Source organism: Caulobacter sp. LjRoot300 (assembly GCF_964253875.1).
GTDB lineage: Bacteria > Pseudomonadota > Alphaproteobacteria > Caulobacterales > Caulobacteraceae > Caulobacter.
Window position 1 is genome coordinate 841,870 of sequence record NZ_CAXUSA020000003.1, and the last position, 21,100, is coordinate 862,969.

At 69.4% G+C, this 21,100-nt stretch carries 14 protein-coding genes; 10 read left to right on the plus strand and 4 right to left on the minus strand.

Annotation, left to right across the window (positions count from 1 at the left end; all coding sequences use genetic code 11):
• Positions 1–9 precede the first annotated feature (9 nt).
• The 6 genes from ACSQ2G_RS13970 to ACSQ2G_RS13995 all read left to right on the plus strand — a co-directional run bounded on the left by ACSQ2G_RS13970 (position 10) and on the right by ACSQ2G_RS13995 (position 10,440).
• Positions 10–6,585 (plus strand): YadA-like family protein, encoded by a 6,576-nt coding sequence (locus tag ACSQ2G_RS13970; protein ID WP_436031768.1) that lies wholly within the window; start codon positions 10–12, stop codon positions 6,583–6,585.
• A 37-nt stretch (positions 6,586–6,622) separates the two neighbouring features.
• Positions 6,623–7,075, plus strand: coding sequence for an outer membrane protein assembly factor BamE domain-containing protein (locus ACSQ2G_RS13975; protein ID WP_436031769.1), 453 nt, complete (start codon positions 6,623–6,625; stop codon positions 7,073–7,075).
• Positions 7,076–7,091: 16 nt separating this feature from the next.
• Complete coding sequence (locus ACSQ2G_RS13980) at positions 7,092–7,622, plus strand: OmpH family outer membrane protein (protein ID WP_436031770.1); 531 nt, start codon at positions 7,092–7,094, stop codon at positions 7,620–7,622.
• Between the two features lie 255 nt (positions 7,623–7,877).
• Positions 7,878–8,690, plus strand: a complete 813-nt coding sequence (locus tag ACSQ2G_RS13985) for an MlaA family lipoprotein (RefSeq protein WP_436031771.1) — start codon at positions 7,878–7,880, stop codon at positions 8,688–8,690.
• Positions 8,690–9,247 (plus strand): hypothetical protein, encoded by a 558-nt coding sequence (locus tag ACSQ2G_RS13990; protein WP_436031773.1) that lies wholly within the window; start codon positions 8,690–8,692, stop codon positions 9,245–9,247. Before ACSQ2G_RS13985 ends, ACSQ2G_RS13990 begins: the two co-directional genes overlap by 1 nt.
• Positions 9,248–9,336: 89 nt before the next feature.
• Positions 9,337–10,440 (plus strand): sensor histidine kinase, encoded by a 1,104-nt coding sequence (locus ACSQ2G_RS13995; RefSeq protein WP_436031775.1) that lies wholly within the window; start codon positions 9,337–9,339, stop codon positions 10,438–10,440.
• Here the strand turns inward: ACSQ2G_RS13995 and ACSQ2G_RS14000 are convergent.
• The 4 genes from ACSQ2G_RS14000 to ACSQ2G_RS14015 form a co-directional block, all read right to left on the minus strand.
• Positions 10,392–11,087: a response regulator transcription factor gene (locus ACSQ2G_RS14000; protein WP_310080596.1), complete on the minus strand. Its 696-nt coding sequence runs from the start codon at positions 11,085–11,087 to the stop codon at positions 10,392–10,394. The genes ACSQ2G_RS13995 and ACSQ2G_RS14000 overlap by 49 nt on opposite strands.
• 5 nt (positions 11,088–11,092) lie before the next feature.
• Positions 11,093–11,893 (minus strand): MipA/OmpV family protein, encoded by an 801-nt coding sequence (locus ACSQ2G_RS14005; protein ID WP_436031777.1) that lies wholly within the window; start codon positions 11,891–11,893, stop codon positions 11,093–11,095.
• 175 nt (positions 11,894–12,068) lie between these two features.
• A complete protein-coding gene (locus tag ACSQ2G_RS14010; RefSeq protein ID WP_310080592.1) occupies positions 12,069–12,689 on the minus strand; it encodes a thioesterase domain-containing protein in 621 nt (206 codons plus the stop codon).
• A 205-nt stretch (positions 12,690–12,894) separates the two neighbouring features.
• Positions 12,895–14,127: a peptidoglycan DD-metalloendopeptidase family protein gene (locus ACSQ2G_RS14015; protein ID WP_436031779.1), complete on the minus strand. Its 1,233-nt coding sequence runs from the start codon at positions 14,125–14,127 to the stop codon at positions 12,895–12,897.
• A 249-nt stretch (positions 14,128–14,376) separates the two neighbouring features.
• Here ACSQ2G_RS14015 and tssK point away from each other — a divergent pair, with 249 nt between their 5' ends.
• From tssK to tagF, 4 genes are read left to right on the plus strand one after another with little or no spacing between them, the layout of a single operon-like run.
• Positions 14,377–15,720 carry a type VI secretion system baseplate subunit TssK gene (gene tssK, locus ACSQ2G_RS14020; protein ID WP_436031781.1) on the plus strand — a complete coding sequence of 448 codons (1,344 nt, stop codon included), beginning with the start codon at positions 14,377–14,379 and terminating at the stop codon, positions 15,718–15,720.
• A complete protein-coding gene (gene icmH, locus ACSQ2G_RS14025; protein ID WP_436031783.1) occupies positions 15,717–17,108 on the plus strand; it encodes a type IVB secretion system protein IcmH/DotU in 1,392 nt (463 codons plus the stop codon). The genes tssK and icmH overlap by 4 nt, the downstream gene beginning before the upstream one ends.
• A 7-nt stretch (positions 17,109–17,115) precedes the next feature.
• Positions 17,116–20,559, plus strand: coding sequence for a type VI secretion system membrane subunit TssM (gene tssM, locus ACSQ2G_RS14030; protein ID WP_436031785.1), 3,444 nt, complete (start codon positions 17,116–17,118; stop codon positions 20,557–20,559).
• Positions 20,541–21,092: a type VI secretion system-associated protein TagF gene (gene tagF / locus ACSQ2G_RS14035; protein ID WP_436031787.1), complete on the plus strand. Its 552-nt coding sequence runs from the start codon at positions 20,541–20,543 to the stop codon at positions 21,090–21,092. The genes tssM and tagF overlap by 19 nt, the downstream gene beginning before the upstream one ends.
• Positions 21,093–21,100 lie beyond the last annotated feature (8 nt).

Below are 21,100 nucleotides of genomic sequence, written 5' to 3' on the forward strand. Positions count from 1 at the left end.
AGCGTTGCCATGAATACCTACGTGTCGAAGAAACGTCGCGGCGCCGGCTTCGTGCGCAACTGGATGGGCGGGGGCGGCCGGGGCTGGTCGCAACTTCGCCGGCTGATGGCGATCCTGCGCCGGGCCCACCAGGTGCTCGGCGTCAACCGCAAGGGTCTGGGACTCGGGACCCTCGGAGTCGGCGGCGGGCTGCGCCCGGCCGGCGCGCTCGGCGGCCTGGCCGCGATCCTGGCGCTCGGCCTCTCCGCTCCGGCCCAGGCGCAATACCAGGTCGCCGGCGGCTCTGCGACGGGCGGCGGCTCCATCGCCATCGGTTCGAGTTCGACGGCCTCCAATGTCAATGCGATTGCGATCGGAACCTCAACCGTCTCGTCGTCGCAATATACGGTGGCGATCGGTCAGGGCGCGCAGGCCACGGGCCCTGGCGGCGCCGTGGCCTTGGGCGCCGGCACGGTCTCGAACAACATCAATACGACCGCGATCGGCGTCAACGCCAACGCCACGGGAGCCGGGGCCAGCGCGCTGGGCACCGCTTCCCTGGCCTCGGGCGGCAACTCCACCGCGGTCGGCGTCGGCGCCACCGCCAGCGGCAACTTCGCATGGGCGGGAGGCTATCAGTCCGTCGCTGGCGGGTTGCGCACCCTCGCGCTTGGGTATCAGGCAAACGCGTCCGGAATCGATTCGATCGCCCAGGGCAGCACCGCCACCGCAAGCCAGCAGAACGCCGTGGCGATCGGCTTTGGGACAATCGCATCGGGCATAAACTCTGTCTCGCTCGGCTCGCGCACCGTCGCTGGAGCCGGCGCCCTCGGCCAGAGCGCCATCGCCATCGGTACGGATGTGACAGCATCCGCAGCCGACAGCCTTGCGATGGGACGCGCAAGCAAGGCGACCGCCCAGTTCGCCACCGCGATCGGGACAAGCTCCCAGGCGGCGGGGACAAGCTCTGCCGCGTTCGGCCCCAACGCCAACGCCTCGGCCAACTTCGCGCTCGCCCTGGGCAACGCATCCGTGTCGAGCGGCATCGGTTCTCTCGCGGTAGGCTCGGGAGCCCAGGGTACGGATGTCGGGACCGTGGCGGTCGGGAACAACGCTCTTGCGTCCGTCGCGCGCGCAACCGCGCTGGGCGTCAGCGCTTCAGCGAGCGGGCAGAGCGCGCTGGCCCTCGGCGACACCGCGCTCGCCAGCGGCGCGAACTCCATCTATCTCGGCACGCGCACTCAGGCGGGCACGGGCGCCCTTGCCGTGAACGCCGTCGCCATCGGCACGGAAGTGAAGGCGACCCAGGCCGACACCACGGCGATCGGCCGCCTCGCCGTCGCTTCGGGCGCGAGCGCCACCGCCGTCGGCTCGAACGCCTTGGCTTCCGCCACCAACGACGTCGCCCTGGGCTTCAACGCCGTGACCGACGGCACGCTGAACGGCGGGACGGGCAGCGCGGTCGCGATCGGGGACAGTTCCTTCGCGGGCGGCTCCAACGCCATCGCCATGGGCACGACCGCGGTGGCCGACACCGCCGACGCCGTGGCCATCGGCACCGGCGCGAACGCCACGGGCGGCAAGGCGGTCGCCATCGGGGCCGGCAACGCCGCCTATGGCGACGGCGCGGTCGCCATCGGCGATCCGAGCTATGCCAGCGGCACGGGCGCCTTCACCGGCGGCGCCAACAACATCGCCAACGCCGACGGCACGCAAACCGCCACGGCGGCCAATGCGGCCAACGGCGCGGTCGCCATCGGCAACAACAACGTCGCGGTCGGCCAGGGCTCGGTGGCGCTGGGCAACGCCAGCCGCGCGGGCGCCGCCGGCGCGCTGGCCTTCGGCGACACCGCGACGGCCAACAACGCCGGCGACGTCGCCCTGGGCTCGGGCTCGGTCACCGCGACTGCGGTGGGCACGACCAGCACGGTGATCGGCGGGACGACCTACAACTTCGCCGGCACCGCGACGCCGAGTTCGACGGTGAGCATCGGCGCGGCCGGCGCCGAGCGCACCCTGACCAACCTGGCGGCGGGCCGGATCTCGGGCGGCTCGACCGACGCGATCAACGGCTCGCAACTGTTCGCCACCAACCAGGCGGTCAACAGCCTGGCCACGACGCTCAACGCGACCACCATCCACTATCTCAGCGTCAATGACGGCGGCGTCACCGGGGGCAACTACAGCAACAACGGCGCGACTGGGACGAATTCGGTCGCCATGGGAGTGGGCGCCGCTTCGGCCGGCAGCAATAGCGTGGCCATCGGCAATGGCGCTTCCAATCTCCTCACCGGTCCCTCGGGTAACCGCACGATTGCGATCGGCGACTTGGCCCGGACCAGCAACGACGGCGCGGCGGCGATCGGCGCGAACGCTTCCGCACTCGCTGTAGGAGCGACTGCACTCGGCCAATCGGCGTCCGCGACCAACGCCTTCACTGTCGCCATCGGGGCCGGGACCGTATCCGGCCAAGGCGCCAGCGCGACAAACGGCGGAGCCATCGCGATCGGCGGCGGTGGTGGCACGGCCGGCTCAGGCATCGCGGCCCTGGCGAGCGCGCAACGCGCCATCGCCATCGGCCAGAACACGGTCGCCGGCTTCGCCAATTCTGTCGCTCTCGGCTACCGGTCCACGACCGGCAGCGCGTCCTCGGTCGCGGTGGGCGACCTCGCCAGCACCGGCGCGACCGGCGTCAACGTCGCCATCGGCAATCTGAGCACTGCCAACGCCGGCACGGCCGGCGGCGGGGCGGTGGCGATCGGGCGGTCGAACACCGCCTTCGGCGACGGCGCGGTGTCGATCGGCGACCCCAGCTACGCCAGCGGCACGGGCGCCTTCACCGGCGGGGCCAACAACATCGCCAACAGCGACGGGACCACCACGGCGACGGCCGCCAACCAGGCCAACGGCGCGGTCGCGATCGGCAACAACAACCGCGCCATCGGCCAGGGCAGCGTCGCGCTCGGCAACGGCTCGACCGCCGGGGCGGCCGGGCTGGCGGGCAATGTCGCGCTCGGCGACGGCGCGACCGCGACCGCCAGCGCTGGCGACGTGGCCCTGGGCTCGGGCTCGGTCACCGCGACGGCGGTGGGCACGACCAGCACGGTGATCGGCGGGACGACCTACAACTTCGCCGGCACGGCGACGCCGGGCTCGACGGTGAGCATCGGCGCGGCCGGCGCCGAACGCACCCTGACCAACCTGGCGGCGGGCCGAATCTCGAACGCCTCGACCGACGCGATCAACGGCTCGCAACTGTTCGCCACCAATACCCAGGTGACCAGCAACACCACCGACATCGCCAACCTGGGGACCACCGTCACCAATCTGGGCAACCAGGTCACCCAGAACACCACCGACATCGCCAATTTCGGCGGCGCGATCACCAACATCGCCGGCGACACGTCGAGCGCCTATACGGACGCCAACGGTGACGGCATCCGCTACGCCCGCACCAACGAAGTCGGGCTGACGCAGAGCGACGCCTTCGCCCAGGCGGCAGGCTCCACCGCGCTGGGTTACGAAGCGCGCACGACGGCCGGCGACGCGGTGGCGCTGGGTCGCGGGGCCCAGTCCAGCATCCTGGGCGGGATTGCGCTGGGCTCCGGTTCGCTGTCCGACCGGGCCATCGCCCCGACCTCGGGCAGCATCATCGTCGGCACCAACCTGGTGCCCTACAACACCAGCGACCTGACGCTGCTGGGCGCTCTGTCGGTCGGCAACGCCACCAGCTATCGCCAGATCACCAACGTCGCCGACGGCACCCTGGACCAGGATGCGGTGACCTTGCGCCAGCTGAAGGGGGCGATGAGCTCGTTCTCGGTGACGCCGATCCAGTACTTCCACGCCAATTCGACGGCGTCGGACTCCCTGGCCGGCGGCGCTGAATCCGTGGCCATCGGTCCGCAGACCACGGTCAACGGCGACAATGGCGTCGGCCTCGGTAACGGCGCGGTCGTCCAGATCACCGCCCCGGGCGGAACCGCGATCGGCCAGAACGCCACGGTGAACCTGGCCGACGGCGTGGCCCTGGGGACCAATTCGGTCTCCAACGGCATCCAGGCCCTGGCCCTGGGGGCCGGCGCCAACGCCGGCTTCGCGGGCAGCGTGGCCCTCGGCGCGGGCTCGACCACCGACGCCGCGGTGGGCACCGCGAGCACGGTGATCGGCGGCGTGACCTACGCCTTCGCCGGCACGACCCCGGGCTCGACGATCAGCATCGGCGCGGTCGGCGCCGAGCGCACGCTGACCAACCTGGCGGCAGGCCGGATCAACGGCGGCTCGACCGACGCGATCAACGGCTCGCAGCTGTTCGCCACCAATACCCAGGTGACGGCCAACACCACGGCCATCGGCAACAACACGACCGCCATCACCAATCTCGGCGCCCAGGTCACCCAGAACACGAGCGACATCACCAACCTGGGCAACCAAGTCACCCAGAACACCACCGACATCACCAACCTGGGCAACCAGGTCACCCAGAACACGAGCGACATCGCCGGCAACACCACGGCGATCAACAACAACACCACCGACATCACCAATCTCGGAACCCAGGTCACCCAGAACACCACCGACATCGCCAATATGGGCGGCGCGCTGACCAACATCGCCGGCGACACCTCCACCGCCTATACCGACGCCAACGGCGTGGGCATCCGCTACGCCCGCACCAACGAAGTCGGGCTGACCCAAAGTGACGCCTTCGCCCAGGCTGTGGGCTCCACCGCGCTGGGCTATGAAGCGCGCACGACGGCCGGCGACGCCGTGGCCCTGGGCCGCGGGGCCCAGTCCAGCATCCTCGGCGGCATCGCGCTGGGCTCCGGATCGGTCTCAGACCGCGCCATCGCCCCGACCTCGGGCAGCATCGTCGTCGGCACCAACCTGGTGCCGTACAACACCAGCGACCTGACGCTGCTGGGGGCTCTGTCGGTGGGCAACGCCACCAGCTATCGCCAGATCACCAACGTCGCCGACGGCACCCTGGACCAAGACGCGGTGACCCTGCGGCAGCTGAAGGGGGCGCTGAGTTCCTTCTCGGTGACGCCGATCCAGTATTTCCACGCCAATTCGACGGCGTCGGACTCGCTGGCCGTCGGCGCCGACTCCGTGGCCATCGGCCCGCGGACCACGGTCAATGGCGACAACGGCGTCGGTCTTGGCAACGGCGCCGTCGTCCAGATCACGGCCCCGGGCGGCGTGGCCCTCGGTCAGAACGCGACGGTAAATCTGGCCGACGGGGTGGCGCTGGGGACCAATTCGGTCGCGAACGGCATCCAGGCCCTGGCCTTGGGAGCCGGCGCCAACGCCAGCTTCGCGGGCAGCGTGGCGCTGGGCTCGGGCTCGACCACGGCGGTCGGCGCGCAGACTGGCTATGCCGGTTATGGCCTGGCCGCGCCGCAGACCTCGGTCGGCGAGGTGTCGGTGGGCAGCGCCGGCGCCGAGCGGCAGATCACCAATGTCGCGGCCGGTTCGGCCCCGACCGACGCGGTCAATGTCAGCCAACTCAATCAAGTGGCCCAGAACACCGCCACCGCCCTGGGCGGCGGGGCGTCCTACAATTCGACGACCGGAGCCTATACCGCGCCCACCTACACGGTGGGCGGGAACACCTACACCAATGTCGGGGACGCCCTGGGCGCCCAGACGACGGCGGTGACCAATCTCGACAACCGCGTGACTACGGTCGAGGGCAATGTCACCAACCTCGGCGGCAGCGTGGCGGCCGGCCTGGGCGGCAATTCCACCTACGACAGCAGCACGGGAACGGTGACGACCAGCCTCAACGTCGGCGGCAACAACTACAGCAACGTCAACGACGCGCTGCAGGCCCTGAACCAGACGGCGGGGGCGGGGTGGAACATCCAGGCCAATGGCGGCCCGGCCACCAACGTCCCCTCGAACGGCACGCTCAACGTGACGGCGGGCACGAACACCGTGGTGACGCTCAACGGCAACCAGCTGCAGATCGCCATGGCCGACAACCCGACCTTCAGCGGGGTGATCAACGCCAATGGCGGTCTGGCCGTGGGCCAGAACACCAGCGTGGACATGGGCGGCAATGTGGTCCGCAACGTCGGGGCCGGCGCCGTGACCGCCACCTCGACCGACGCGGTCAACGGCTCGCAGCTCTACCCGACCCAGCAGTTGGCCAGCAATTCGGTGCAGTACGACGCCGGCCACAACGCGGTGACGTTCAATCCGGGCGGCCAGGCCACGACGCTGCACAATGTCGCCGCCGGCGTGGCGCCGACCGACGCGGTCAATGTCCAGCAGCTCAACGACGGGCTGTCGAACGCTGTCTCCACCGCCAACGCCTATACCGACGCGCGGCTGCAGGGCTTCGTGGTCGACATGTCGCAAGCGCGGCGCGAGTCCTTCGCCGGGACCGCTGGCGCGCTGGCGGCGGCGGGCCTGCCCCAGGCCTACGAACCGGGCCGCAGCATGTTCGCCCTGGGCGCGGGGACCTATGGCGGGCAATCGGCCTTCGCCATGGGCCTTTCGCGGATCATGGACGACGGCCGCACCATCCTCAAGGCGGGCGCGACCTACGACACCCAGGAACGCACCGGCGCCAATGTCGGCATCGGCTTCCAGTTCTGATCCGCATCGTTCATTCGATCATTCCAAGGAGGACACGATGAAAGCCCAGCGCCTCATCCTTACGATCCTTTCGGGGCTCAGCCTCGTGAGCCCGGCCGCGGCCGTCGCGCGAGACGCCACGCCCCCGTCCGCCGCGGCCCCCTCCCCTGCGCTCTATGTGGCGACGGTCGATCCCGGCGCGTTTCACGAAGTTCCGGGCGAACGCGACAAGCTGGGCGTGACGGTCAGCCCGGCCTCCGTGCGGCTGATCACGCCGGGGGTCGACAAGTTCAGCATCTATCCGCTGCTCGGCCCGCCGCATTTCGCCGAGAGCGTCAGGCGGAAGTGGAACTACGTGCTGTTTTTCCCGGTGGTCCCGGGCAGCGTGGATCGAGTGCGTTGCCGGGTGGAGATCCGCTTCACGCGCCCGCGCGGACACTACAACGTCACTGTGTCCGAAGTGGTCTGGCAGGAGAAATCCTGCGCGGATAGGGTCGCGGCGGCAAGCTGATCGAATGAGGATCCAAATGCGTCTGATCGGACTGTCGATCGTCGGCCTGGTGACGCTCGTCGGCGCGTCGGCTTCCGCCCAGACGTTCGGACCGCCCATCGCGGGCGTGTGCCTGTTGTCCCGGGCCGGCGCCATCAGCGCCTCGCGCGCCGGCCAGTCGTTGCAGGCTCAACTGCGCCAGATGCAGGTGTCGTTGAACGCCGACCTGGCGCAGCGCCGCGCTTCCCTCGACCAGCAGCGCCGGGTGCTCGAAGCCCAGCAAGGCGTGATCGCGCCGATCGAATTCCAGCGTCAGCTGGCCAGCCTCAACCAGCAGGCCCAGACCCTCGACCAGCAGCAGAACGCCCGTTTCGTCGCCGCCCAGACCCGCGGCCAGCAACAGGTCGACCGCACGCTGAACGAGGCGCTCAGCCGGGTGATCACCCGCAACGCCTGCAGCGTCGTGATCGAACGCGACAACGCCTATGGCTGGAACAACGCGATGGACATCACGCCGGTTACCGCCCGAGAGATGGACGGCGTCCTGCAGGCTGTCTCGATCCAGTGACCGTGAGCCAAGGAATGCTTTTACGCATTGCATCGATCCAGACCCGCTAGGAACGGGAACCGCTCAACACGGCCCCAGGCGCGATCAAGCGATCGATGGATGACGGCCTAGAAGTTGGGACACGGCGGATGCTTGCCCGCTGTGGAAGACGAGTCGAATAATCGTATGGCGCGGGATCGTATCGCCACGGCCCGGAAAGGTTCGCGCAAGCCAGGCCGCGCATTGACGTAGGCATCCCTTCTGGAGCCCCTCGTCATGATCCGTTCGTCGTTCTCCCTCGCCCGCCGTTGTGGGTTGCTCGTCGGCCTGGCCTCGCTCGGCGCCGCCCCTCACGTCGTGTCGGCCCAGCCGCTTCCAGATAGTCTTGCGCCTGACGGCGCGTCCGAGTTGGCGCAAACCAACGCCCCGACACCCGACGATCCGTGGGAAGGCTTCAACCGCGGAGCGTTCAAGTTCAATCGCGGCTTCGACCGGTTTCTGATCGGCCCGATGGGCCGCGGCTATATGAAGGTGACGCCGCGCGTCGTGAGGGGTCGGGTGTCCTCGTTCGTGGCCAACCTGTCGGAGCCGCGCACGGCCATCAACGACCTGGCGCAAGGGCGGCCCCGAGCCGCCGGCGTGACGGCCTCGCGCTTCCTGATCAACTCGACAGTCGGCGGCCTGGGCTTGTTCGACGTCGGCGGCAAGCTCGGTCTGGAGGGCCACGAGGCGGATTTCGGCCAGACCCTGGGCCGCTACGGCTCGGGGTCGGGCCGCTATCTCGTGCTGCCGTTGATGGGGCCCACCACCCTGCGGGACGCCGCCGGCGGGCTTGTCGACACGATGACCGATCCCGTTTCGCTGGCCACCGCCGGCGGCTCCAAGACTTTTGGCATGGTCCGTTCCGGACTCACGGCGGTGGATGCGCGCGCCTCGGCCGACGGCCTGATCCGCGCCCTCGACGACGCCGCCGATCCCTACGCCATGATGCGCTCGGCCTACCTGCAGAACCGCGCCGACATGGTCCGCCAGGCTCGCGGCGGCGTCCAGGTCCTGCCCGATTTCGACGCGGCCAGGATCGAGCCCTGATGGCCTATCTCTCCAGTCCCTGGCGCATTCTGACCGGGTGCGCGCGCCCCGCGCCCTGGGCGATCGTGACCGACCAGCCCGACGCCGAGGCGTTCGTGGCCATCGCCGCGCGGGATCTCCTGCGCATCCTCGGGGACGCGCGCCTGACGCCATCCGGACGAGCGCAAGCCTTCGCCTTGGCCGTCAGCCGCCTGACGGACGTCGACATCGTCGCGGATCTCCCCCTGTGGGCTTGCGCGCCGGAGCGCCCACAGTCGCGAGGGTTCACGGCCCAGCCCGGCGCGCCGATCGGCTGGGCCTATGACGGGAGCCTGTGGCGGGGGTCCGTCGACATGACACTGCTCAGTTCGCACAGCCCGAGACCAGACGAGGTCGTCGTCACCTTCACCCTACCCGACGACCGGGCCTTCAGGCCGACCCAGATGTCCTGGCGGGTCTTGCGGTCGACGGGCGGATGGCGACTGATCGACGTAGAGTGTCGCGGAGCCCGGCTAGAGCATCGCGCGGAAAAGTGGACGCCGGTTTTCCGCAAAAGCGACGCGAAAACAAAAGTCTAGAGCAAGGGGCGCGATTCCTATATCGCGCCCCTTGCTCTAGCGCGCCGCTCGGCGCCGCCGAGGCGAAGTCGCGAATACAGGACGTGCCGATGATGCGCGCGCTGACCAGACCCCTGACGCGCCGGCGTGGCGGACGGTCGCTGATGCGGATGCTGTTTCCGCTGGTCCTGTTCGCCGTGAGCACGACCATCGTATTCGCGGCCGTACACGGCAAGGATCCCGAGGACCTTGGAGTGCCGATCCTGCAACGCCTGCGTCCCGCCTGGATCGCGGCCCAGTTCCGCGACGCGACGCCGGAGATTATGCTGCTCCTGGTCCTGATGATGGGCGGGGTCTATGTGACCTTGCACATCGGCCTGCGGCCGCTACGCCATCTTTCCCTTCTGGCCGGCGACATCGCCCCCGCCACCATTGAGGCTCGGCTGCCCGCCGAGGCCGCGCCGCGCGAGGTGGCGCCGCTGGTCGAGGCCTTCAACGCCGCTCTGGACCGCCTTGAGGTGGGCCTGCGCGCGCAACGGGACTTCTCCGCCAACGCCGCCCACGAGCTGCGCACGCCGCTGGCCACCTTGCGGGCCCAGGTCGAAAGCCTGCTGGAGCCTGCCGAACGCCGGACGGCCAGCGAGGAGTTCGAGCGCCTGGGCCGGCTGATCGCCCAACTGCTTGCCCTGGCCGAGGCGGAGGGCGGCGCCTCGGCGGCCGCCGCGCGCTTCGACCTAGTCGCCCTGTCGCGCGACGTGGCCAGCGACATGGCCAGCTTCATCCTTTCGAGCGGCCGCGGCGTCGGCTTCGACAGCGCGATTCCGACGATGATGGTCGACGGCCAGCCGGGCTTGGTGGAGACCGCCCTTCGCAACCTGCTCGAGAACGCCGTCCGGCACACCCCACCTGACGCCGAGATCCTGGTCACGGTGGACGCCGATGGCGTCGTCCGGGTCAGCGACGACGGCCCCGGCGTTCCGGCGGCGATCAGGGACCGTGTGTTCGACCGGTTCAGCCGCGGCGATCCGCGCGGTTCGGGCGCCGGCCTTGGCCTGTCGATCGTCCGCCAGATCATGGAGCGGCACGGCGGCCAAGTCCGGCTGGCGGATTCAGCTCTGGGCGCTTGTTTTGAGCTCGACTTCCGGCCGCGCGACCGGCGCGACGGTCACTCGCCCGCGCCGGCTCGTCCCTCGGCCAGCCGCACGGCCATGTAGCCCAGCCCACGAAGGGCGCGGATCGTCACGTCGGCGCCCAGGTCGGCCATCTTCCGGCGCACGCGGTGGACATGCACTTGGATGGAGTTGTCGGTGTAGTCCTGCTCCAGGCTGTGCAGGCTGTCGCCGAGTTGGGCCTTGGTCACCACCCGGTCGGGATGGCGCAGGAAGCGCTCGAGCACGATGCTTTCCCCACGCGACAGGGGCAGGCGCGCGTCGCGCACGCTGATCTCGCGCGCGCCCTGGTCATATTCGAGGTCGCCATAGCGCAGGACGTCGGCGGTCAGGGCCGGCCGACGTCCCAGCGCCCGCAGGCGCGCCACCAGTTCCTCGATGGCGAACGGCTTGACGAGATAGTCGTCGGCGCCGCGTTCCAGCCCCTGGACGCGCTGGTCGACGCTGCCCAGGGCGGTCAGCATCAGCACCGGCGCGCGCAGGCCGGCCGCACGCGCCCGCGCCAACAGGTCCAGCCCGCTCTCGCCGCCCAGCATGATATCGAGAACGACCACGTCGTAGCTGACGCTGCGCCAGGCGTGCCAGCCATCCTCAGCCGCCGCGAAGAGGTCGACCGTGAAGCCGGCCTTAACCAGCGACCGGACGGTCGCCTCGCCCAGCCGGACGTTGTCTTCGATCAGCAGGGCGCGCATGGCCGTCAGAAGCTGTAGAGCAGGATGAAGGCCAATTGACCCTGGTCGGCGGAGCCTTCGCTCACGACTATGGAGCTGTCGGCCGCGCTGTCAACGAGCCGGCGATAGCCGCCATGCGCCAGGACGCTCCAGCGGTCGCTGATCCGGTAGCGCAGGCTGGCGCCAAGCTCGACGTTCTCGATTCCCGCCTTGGCGGCGTAGGGCGACAGGCCGCTGGCCAGGGATCCGGCCGGCGAGACGCCATAGTAGGTCTGCATGTATTTGCGGTCGGCCCAGGTGGTCGACAGGTTGGCGCCCAGGCTCCAGCGGTCGGAGAGCGGGCGATCGTAGTCGACGCCGACAGTGGCGAGCACGCCCTTGTGGACCTTGCCGGTGTCGGTCAGCGCCTCCGCGCCGATCGTCAGCGCGCCGTTCCCGACGTCGAAACGCTTGCGCGCGAAGACGCCCGCGTTGACGGCGCCGTCGATCTCGCCCAGCCGGCGCACCGCGAGGTTCTTGACGTCGTCGTCGCGCCCACGCTCGTAGGAGAGCATCGGGCCGGTCTCCAGGAAGCCGCCGGGCAGCAGGTTGGCCCGCAAGGCGGCGCCCTCGAGCGCCAGGTAGTAGTCGCCGCGGCCGTAGCGCAGGCCCACGAACGGCAGGGGTTTGAACTCGTAGTCCTTGGACCCCTTGAACTCGGGCCGATAGACGCCCGCCGCCCCGAGCGACAGGTGCAGGCCGTCGCGCGCGCCGTCCTCGGCCCAGGCGGCGCCGCCGGCGGCCAGGACAGGCGCTGTGAGACAAACGGTCAGGAGATGCGATTTCATGTCGGTCAGGTCCGGCGACACCGCCTTGGCGCGGTGATTGGCCTATGCGAGCCCAAGCTTGCGCGGACCTTTCGGCAGGTCGGCCCCGTGACCGACGAAGCCGACTAGCCGCTTTCCGTCGAGGCTCGAGAACCGCCGCTCGGCCTTTGACGACCGAGACAGCAGGACTCTCGCCTCAGGCCTTCAGGGTCACGTCGACGCCGTTGGCCTTGAGCTGCCCGGTCATCCAGTCCGCCACCGCCAGGGAGCATGCCCGGTCGCCCACCACATCGGCCCACGGCACGCCGCCGGCCGCGCCGTGGGTGCCGGTGAACTTCTTTTCCTCGAGGACGCCGTCGCCGTCGAGCCAGCGTCCGGTGTTGTAGAAATAGAAGCGCGACTTGACCGGATTGCGGATCCAGAAGGCCAGGTCGCGCGCGGTCCGGGCGTGAGCGACGAAATCGACATTGTCGGGAATGGTCTGCGAAAGGCCCAGTTCGCTGGTCTGCATGTCGACCGCGTCGAACAGAAACATGGCCTTGACCCGCTTGCCCTGGGCCTTGAGCCGCTTGGCCGCGATGATCGCGGTGCACCCGCCGCGGCTGTAGCCCACCAGGATCACCGGTCCGGATCCGCCTTGGGCGGCGCCGACCGCGCGGTCGGCGATGCTGGAAACTTCCTTGCCCGTCAGCGAGGGGCCCCGAAAATAGGTGCTGCCGACGACTTGCTTGGCGATCTGGCTGGGGAACGAGTTCCCCATCTCCTTGGCGTACTCCTGGTCGTTGTCAGGTCCGGTCCCATCGATGATGACGATCATACTCTTTCTCGCTGGCCTGAATTGCGTGGGAGCCTAGCGTTGGCGCACAGCTTACTCAATACAGCCTTGCCACCTTTTGTTGTAATTTGAAAAATCCTCTTGCAAGTCAATCGGATACGTTCCGTCAGGCCATGTAAAACGCCCACGATGCCGAGCAACGTGACACAAGTATATGACTGTGTAAGCTTGGGAACCTTTTCCACCTTCATCCGTTCTGCGCGGCCCTGAGAGCATCTAACCTGTCGCGCGCCTTGCAGAAGGCCACCAAAGCTTCACCATTGAGGCTGCGGCGGCTGGTGGTCTGGAAGGCCATGGGGTCGACCTGCACGTCGCGGACGATCACCTCGTAGTGCAGGTGCGGTCCCGACGAGAGGCCGGTATTGCCCGAAAGGCCGATGGCCTGGCCTTGCCGAACGGCCGCGCCCACGACCACCCCGGACGCGTAGCCGGACAGGTGCGCGTAGGCGGTCTGGAGTTCCGGCGAATGCCGGATCCGGATGAAGTTGCCGTGGCCGCCGTGCGGCCCCACGAAATCCACCACCCCGTCGCCCGACGCATAGACGGTCGTTCCCACGGGAACGGCGAAATCGGTCCCCTTGTGGACCCGGGTATATCCCAGCACGGGATGCACCCGGGGGCCGAAGCTGGAGGTGATGCGGGCGCCTTCGACGGGCGTACGCATCAACCCCCGCGCGACGCTGGCGCCGTTGCCGTCGAACCAGCTGGGCTTGGTGTCGCCCGGCGGCTGGAACAGATAGAGCGCGCGCGACTTGGTCTGGGTCTGCAGCGAGGCGTACACCAGCCGCTCCGCCCCCACGACATCGCCCCGGCCGTCGACCTTCTGCTCGAACGCGGCCTCGAAAATGTCGCCGGGCCGGATCTCGCGTTGGAAGTCGAAGTCGAAGGCGAAGGCCCCGGCGAAGTCGCTGACGAGCGAGTCCACGACGCCGGCCGCCACCGCCGAGGAATAGAAGCTGTTGGCGTCCATCTCGCCGCGCACCACCTTGATCCGGACCTGAAGATCCGAAGCCAGGTCTTCGGCGACTAGGCGGCCGTTGTGGTCGGGGTGAATGACGAAGCCGGAGCCGTCCGGACGCCGCAGTTCGATCCTCTCGACATCGTCCGCCTTGCCGTTCGGAAAGGTCAATGAAACGCGCAGTTCGCCCGGCGCGCCCTCGAGCTTCTGGTTGGCGGCGAGTCCGAAGCGCAGCGCCCGGTCCGTCGCGACGCCTTCGGCGGTCAACGCGCCCGCCAGATCCTGGATTCGCGCGATCACCAGCGTACGATGAAACCCGTTGGAGGCCGCGGGCGCCTTGGACGCGGCGGCGGGACGGGCGGGCGCGGACGGGCGATGCCAGACGCTCCACCCGACCGCCACGAGGATCGCCAGAATCGCCGCGGCCGCCACGGCCGACAGCACTGGTCTTCTTATGCTCAAGCTTGTTTCAGACGAGCGTGGCTTATCCGCGCCCGCGGCGTCCGGCGCGTCAGGTTTCCGTCGCCAGCTGCGAGGATCGAACGACGGTTCGTCTTCCCGTGAGCCCCGCATCCATCTCTCGTTGCTTGCCTTTCGCCAAGCATAACCGCAAGGCGCGGGAGAACCAGGGCCGCAGATGGCAAATGCGTCTTCCGCAGCTCTGCCGACTAGTGTTTAAGTGGTATTTCTAGAGTCCGTTGAGGGAAGCGTATGCAGAGCGACAGCCGCGTCGCATGGCGCGAGGGCCTATTCCTTCGACAACAGCATTTTCAGCAGCAGGATCGGTATCTGGAGGCCTTGGTCGCGGCGCGCGCCAACGGGCTGCGCCCCTATCCGTGGGGCCTGTCGGAGCTGAAGATCAACGCTGACCTCGCGGCCCTGGGCAAGTTCGCGATCGAATCGATGACCGGCGTCCTGCCCGACGGCCTACCCTTCTCGATTCCCGGCGACCTGCCGCCGCCGCCGCCGCTGGACATGCCGCCGGACGCCCGCGACGTGATCGTCCACCTCACCCTTCCCGCCCGCCAGAGCGGCGCGGTGGAGTTCAAGAGCCGCGGCGAGCGGGGCGGCGCGACCGTGCGCTACGTGGTCGACGAGGAGGATGTCGCGGACTCCTTTTCCGACGAACGCGGCCAAGAGCCGATCGAGGTGGCCCGACCCAACCTGGCGTTCGGCGTCACCCAGGACCAGACCTACGGACGGGTGCTGCTGGGGCTGGCGCGCGTGCGCGAGCTGCACAACGGCGCGGTGGTGTTCGACGACCGCTACATTCCGCCCACCCTGGACATCCGGGCCAGCCCGCGGCTGTCGGGCTTTCTGACCGACATCATCGGCCGGGCTTCCCAGCGTGTCGACGAACTGGCCCTGAGAGCGGTCGAGGCCACGGACGGCGGCGCGGAAACCTTCGCCAGCTTCCTGCTCCTGCAGGCGCTCAACCGGTGGGTCAGCCAGCTGCGGCACCTGGCCGCCCTGCCCGCCGTACATCCCGAGCGCCTGTATGAAGCCTTCCTGGGCATGGCTGGCGAACTGGCGACGCTGACCCGTCCCGACCGGCGGCCGCCGCCGTTTCCCAACTACGTCCACGAGCAGCTGCAGCTGACGTTCGAGCCGGTGTTCGAGGTGCTGCAGGCCGCGCTCTCGGCGGTGTTCGACCGTTCGGCGATCCAGCTGCCGTTGCAGGTGGCGGGGCCGGGCGCCTACACGTCCCGGATCACCGATCACAATCTCTACAAGACCGGTTATTTCTATCTGGCCGTCAACGCCCGCGCCTCGCTGGACGACATCCGCGGCCGCTTCCCGGCCATCGCCAAGATCGGCGCGGTGCAGAAGATGCGCGAGATCGTCGACTCCGCCCTGCCAGGCGTGCCCCTGAGGCATACACCGACCCCGCCGCCGCAACTGCGCGTCATTCCCGGCTACGTCTATTTCGAACTCGACCGCTCCGTCCCCGATTGGCGCGACTTCGCCAACGCCGCGGCTCTGGGCCTGCATGTCGCTGGCGAATGGCCCGACCTCAAGCTCGAGCTCTGGTGCGTCAAGGGGACCGGGCGATGACCGGCGACGACGAGGAGAAGAACCCGAACAAGACGGTCTTTCGGCCGTCGCCGCTGCAGAACCTGCGCAGATCCGGCGCCCCCTCCCCGTCACCCGCGCCGGCCTTCGCGTCCGGCGAACCGGCGTCGTTCGCATCCTCGTCCTTCAACCCAGTACCTCCGCCGCGTCGCGCCATTGGCCGCGACGACGACATTCCGGCGGCTCCGCCGGCCGCGCGCGCGCGAAACCCGATGATGATGGCGGCCGCGCCGGTGCTGTCGCTGATCGTCGGCGTCCGGTCCGGCCGTGTCCGCCTGAGCCTACCCGAGCTGCACCAGAGAGCGTCGGCCGCCGTCGCAACCTTCGACCAGGCGCTCCAGGCCGCCGGCTATGACACCGAGACCCGCCAACGGGCGCGCTATGCGGTGTGCGCCACGGTCGACGACATCGCCCAGAACCTTCCCGGCCAGGCGGCCGACGGCGCGGAATGGGCGCGCCGCAGCCTGGTGGTGCAGGTCTTCAACGAGAACATCGGCGGCGACCGTTTCTGGCGCCTGCTCGACGACATGCTGGCCAAGCCGGCGGAGTTCGCCAACCTGATCGAACTCTACCACGCCTGCCTCGCCGCCGGGTTCGAGGGCCGCTATCGCGTCGCGCCCGACGGCAAGCGCCGCCTGCACGAGATCATGGCCAGCGTCTACGCGGCCCTCGACCATGTCCGCACTCTATCGCAAACCGAACTGTCGCCCCGTTGGCGCGGCCAGCCCACGCCGGCCGCCCGTGTCAGTTTCTGGGCGACCCTGGCCCTAGCCGGCGCCGTCGCCCTGGCCGTCCTGCTGGCCCTGTTCATCCTTTTGCGCGTGATCCTGAGCCAGACGGGCCAGCCCTCGCTGAACGCCCTGAGGGCGATCAACCCGGACCAGCCGCTGCGGATGTCGCGCGTCGCGCCCGCGCCGCCTGTCCCGACCAGCACCCAGTTGCAACGCATCCAGGGCTTCCTGGCGCCCGAGATCGCCCAGCATCTGGTGGCCGTCGAGCAGGACAGCCAATCCATCCGCGTGCGCACGACCGTCGGCCAGCTGTTCAGGTCGGGGTCGGACAAGCTGGAACCCGGCCGCGAGGCGCTGTTCGCCCGGATCGGCGCGGCCATCGAGGCCGAGCGCGGCGCGGTTCGGGTGGAGGGTCACGCCGACGCGGATCACCTAGTCAGCGTCACTTTTCCGGACAATTTCGCCCTGTCCAAGGCGCGGGCGGACGCCGCCGCCAAAATCCTGCGCGGCAAGATCACCGACGCCAGCCGCGTCAGCACCGAGGGGTTCGGCGACAGCCAGCCGATCGCGTCGAACTCCACCGCGAACGGCAAGGCGCTGAACCGCCGGGTCGAAATCGTCATTCCGCGCGCTGAATAGGGCCACGATGAAGCGCTTCTTCCTGAACTGGTGGCTGCTGACCGGCCTCGCGGCGATCCTGGTCGCGGTGCTGCTGGTCTTCGTCCTTCCGCTGGTCGCGCCATTCCTGAGACCGTGGTGGGTCAAGACCCTGCTCGCCGTGCTGGTCGCGCTCGTTTGGGGCGTCTTCGCCACCCTGCGGATCCTCAAGGCCCGCAGGGCCGCCGCCGAGATCGCCAAACAACTGGCCGCCGCCTCGCCGGGCGACGTCGAGGCCGAGGCGCTGGCGGGCCGCATGCGCTCGGCGTTGGCCAAGCTGAAGACCGCCACGGGCGACAAGCGCGACTATCTTTACGCCCGCCCCTGGTACGTGATCATCGGCCCGCCCGGGGCCGGCAAGACCACCGCCCTGCTGAAGTCCGGCGTCCAGTTTCCGTTCGCGGATTCGGCGCTCAAGGGCGTGGGCGGAACCCGCAACCTCGACTTCTGGTTCGCCGACGACGCCGTGTTGATCGACACCGCCGGTCGATACACCACCCAGACCTCCGACGCCGCCGTCGACCACAAGGGCTGGGACAGTTTCCTTAAGCTGCTTCGCCGCACCCGCCCCCTGCAGCCGATCAACGGGGTCCTGGTCGCGATCGGCCTGGACGAACTTCTCAATTGCGACCGGGCGGGACTGGACGACCACGCCGCGGCGGTGCGGCGTCGCCTGCTGGAACTGCGCCGGGCGCTGGAGGTCTCGGCGCCGGTCTATGTGCTCTTCACCAAGGCCGATCTGCTGGCGGGCTTCGGCGAGTTCTTCGACGACCTCGATGTCGAGGGGCGACGCGCCATTCTCGGCGCGACCTTGCCGCTGGAAGCGTCGACCAGCCTTGAGGCCGTGCTGGCCGAGTTCGACGGCGTGGTCCAGGCGCTGGCCGATCGCGTCGCCAAGCGCCTGCAGGAAGAGACCGACCCGCATCGTCGCAGCCTGATCCTGGGCTTCCCCTCGCAGGTGGCCTCGCTGCGGGCCAGGCTCAGCCGGTTCCTCGACGGGGCCCTGCTGGCCGAAAAGGACGCGCCGCCGCTGTTCCGTGGCTTCTATCTGACCAGCGGCGTCCAGGAAGGCGCGCCGCTGGACCGGATCCTGGGCGACGTGGCCGCCGTCTACGATGCGCCCGCGTTTTCATCCGGTTCGGGCGGCCAGGGCGGAAGGGCCTATTTCCTCAACCGGTTGCTCAAGGAAGTGGTCTTCGCGGAGGCGGGGCTCGTCCAGAGCGATCCGGCGGCCCGCGCCCGACGGCGCACGGCGCTGATCGCCGGCGTCGCCGGCGTCGCCGCCCTGTCCTTGCTGATCGCCCTGCTGTGGGGCGTCAGCTTCACCAGGAACAGGGCGCTGCAGGACCAGCTCCTGGTCGGCGCCCAGAACGTCAGCGCGGAGGTGCGCGAGACCGGCGTCGACCTGGTCGAGGTGCGCGAGGGCGATCCGGACCTGGAGCAGGCGCTGTCGCTGATCCGGGCCCTGCGCGACCTGCCGCGCGGCCACGGAGACCAGGCCAAGGGCGGGCCGCCCCTGCTGATGCGGTTCGGCCTGTTCCAGGGCGGCCACGCCAAGGCCGCCGACCAGGCCTATCGCGAAGCGCTCCAGCGCATCCTCCTGCCGCGCATCCTGCTGCGCCTGGAACGCTACATGCAGGATCACGTCCAGGAGCCGCTGAAGGTCTACGAACCGCTCAAGGTCTATCTGATGCTGGGCGGCCAGGGTCCGTTGGACCCAAAGGCGGTCAAGGCGTGGGTGACCGACGACTGGGCCGAGAACGCTCTGCCCGGCGCGGATCGCGCCGAGGTTCGCGAAGAGCTGGCCAAGCACCTGGACGTCCTGCTGGCCGACCCGCAACTGGGCCGCGTCTGGCCGGGCCGCGAGGCGCCGCTCGACGGTGCGCTGATCGAGTCGACGCGGGCGGCGGTGCAGACCCTGTCCCTGGCCGACCGCGCCTATGCGATCCTCCGCCAGAAGGCGGCCGCGGCCGACCAGCCGGACTGGCGCGCCGACAGCGTTCTGGCCAGCGGCGATCGCCAGGCCTTCCTGAACGGCGATGTGGTCCTCGAGGCCAGTGTGCCGTACTTCTTCACCCGCGCGGGTTTCGAGCGCGCCTATCAGCCGGGGCTGCAGACCGTCGCCTCGGACCTGGAAAAGGACCTGTGGGTCATGGGCCAGGACGCCGACAAGGCGGCGATCCGGGGACAGATCGCCCAGGTCAAGCCAGGCGTCGCGGCGCTGTACGCCAAGGAATATATCGCGGCCTGGGACGGCGTGGTCCAAGGGCTGAAACCGGCCGACTACTTCACCAACCCCGCCGCCCTCGGCGCCTTCACCCGCACGCCGTCGCCGCTGAAGGTGCTGCTGCTGGAGGTTCGCAAGAACACCACCTTCGGCAAGCCGCCGGCGATCCGGGCGCCCAGCAAGCTCAAGACCGCCGCGCGCGTCGTCGGCGGGGCCGTGCTGGACTCCGGCGGCGTCGACGCCGGCAAGACCATCACCGACTATTTCCGGCCGCTTGCGACCTATGTCGGCGACGGCAAGGGCGCCGCGCCGGTCGACGAGTTCCTGGCGGCCGTGAAACAGGCCGCCTCGGCTAACATGGCCGCCGGGATCGCAGGCGGCGGGTTGGGCGGCGTCGCGGCGCAGGGCGAACTGGCCTCGGCGCTCGGACAGGTCGCCACCACCAGCGTCGTGGCCCCGCCGCAGCTCCAGGGCTTCGTCGCCCAGGCCACCCAGAGCGGTCGCGGCGCCGTGGTGTCCTCGGCCCAGAACGCCATCGGGCAGGAGTATGCAACCAATCTGGCCGGCGCATGCCGTAGCGTCAGCGACAATCGCTACCCGTTCTACGGCGCGGCGCAGAACGACGCGACGGCGGCGGACATGATGCGGGTTCTGGGCTTGAACGGCCAGTTCGACAGCATGATGCGCGACCGTCTGCAGCCGTTGCTGCTGACCTCCGGTCCCGTCTGGCGCTGGCGTTCGGACGATCCTGTGGCCGCGGCCTTCGACCCGGCCAGCGCCGAGCAGTTCCAGAAGGCCGCCCAGATCCGCGACCTGCTCACCTCGGGTCTGCCGATCCGGGTGGAAGCGGCGGGCTTCGGCGGCGCGGTCACCGCGGCCGAGTTCTCGGCCGGCGGCGCGACCTATCGCTTCGAGCCCAACAGCGTCGGCGCCAAGCCCGTGATGTGGGCGATCTCCGGCCTGCCCGAGGCCCACCTCATCCTCTACGCCGGCGCCAAGGAGGTGCGGCGTTACGATGGCCAGGGCGTGTGGGCGCTCTTCCGCCTGATGGACGCCGCCCAGAAGGAAAACGCCGGTCCCAACGCGATCAAAGCCACCTTCGGCCAAGGCGCGCAGTACTTCACGCTCAAGGTCAACCTGCCGTCCGACAAGAACCCGTTCGGCCGCGGCGGCCTATGGTCATTCCGATGCCCGGCCAAGCTTTGACGCCGCCGCGCGCCTTCGCGTTCGGCAAGCTGCCGGCCCACGGCGACTTCGTGGCCCGCGGCCTTTCCGGCCCCGAGCGGGACGCCTGGGACGCCTGGGCGAGCGCCGGACTGGCGCGGGCGCGAACGGTCCTGGGTTCGGATTTCGAGGGCCGGCACGACACGGCCCCGCCGCTGCGCTTCTCGTTCGGACCGGGACCGTTCGGCGAGGGCTGGCGGACGGGGGCGCTTGCGCCGTCCATCGACGCGGCGGGACGCCGCTTCATCATCGTTCTTGGCGGCCGCACCGAACAGGCGCCGGCGACGCCGGCGGTCGACCGCATCGCCACGGCGGCGGAGGACGAGATCCACCGCGCGTTCGAAGACGCCGCCGACATCGACGCGATGGTGGCCAGCGCGCAAAATATCTTTCAAACTCTGGAATCAGAGGGCGGAGCCGAAGCGCATGGCCGCTTCTGGTTGCCGGACTCGCCGTTCGATCTGATTGCCAGCCAACCACCCGCCGACCTGATGACCCAGGTTCTGACGACATAGGAGCTGTC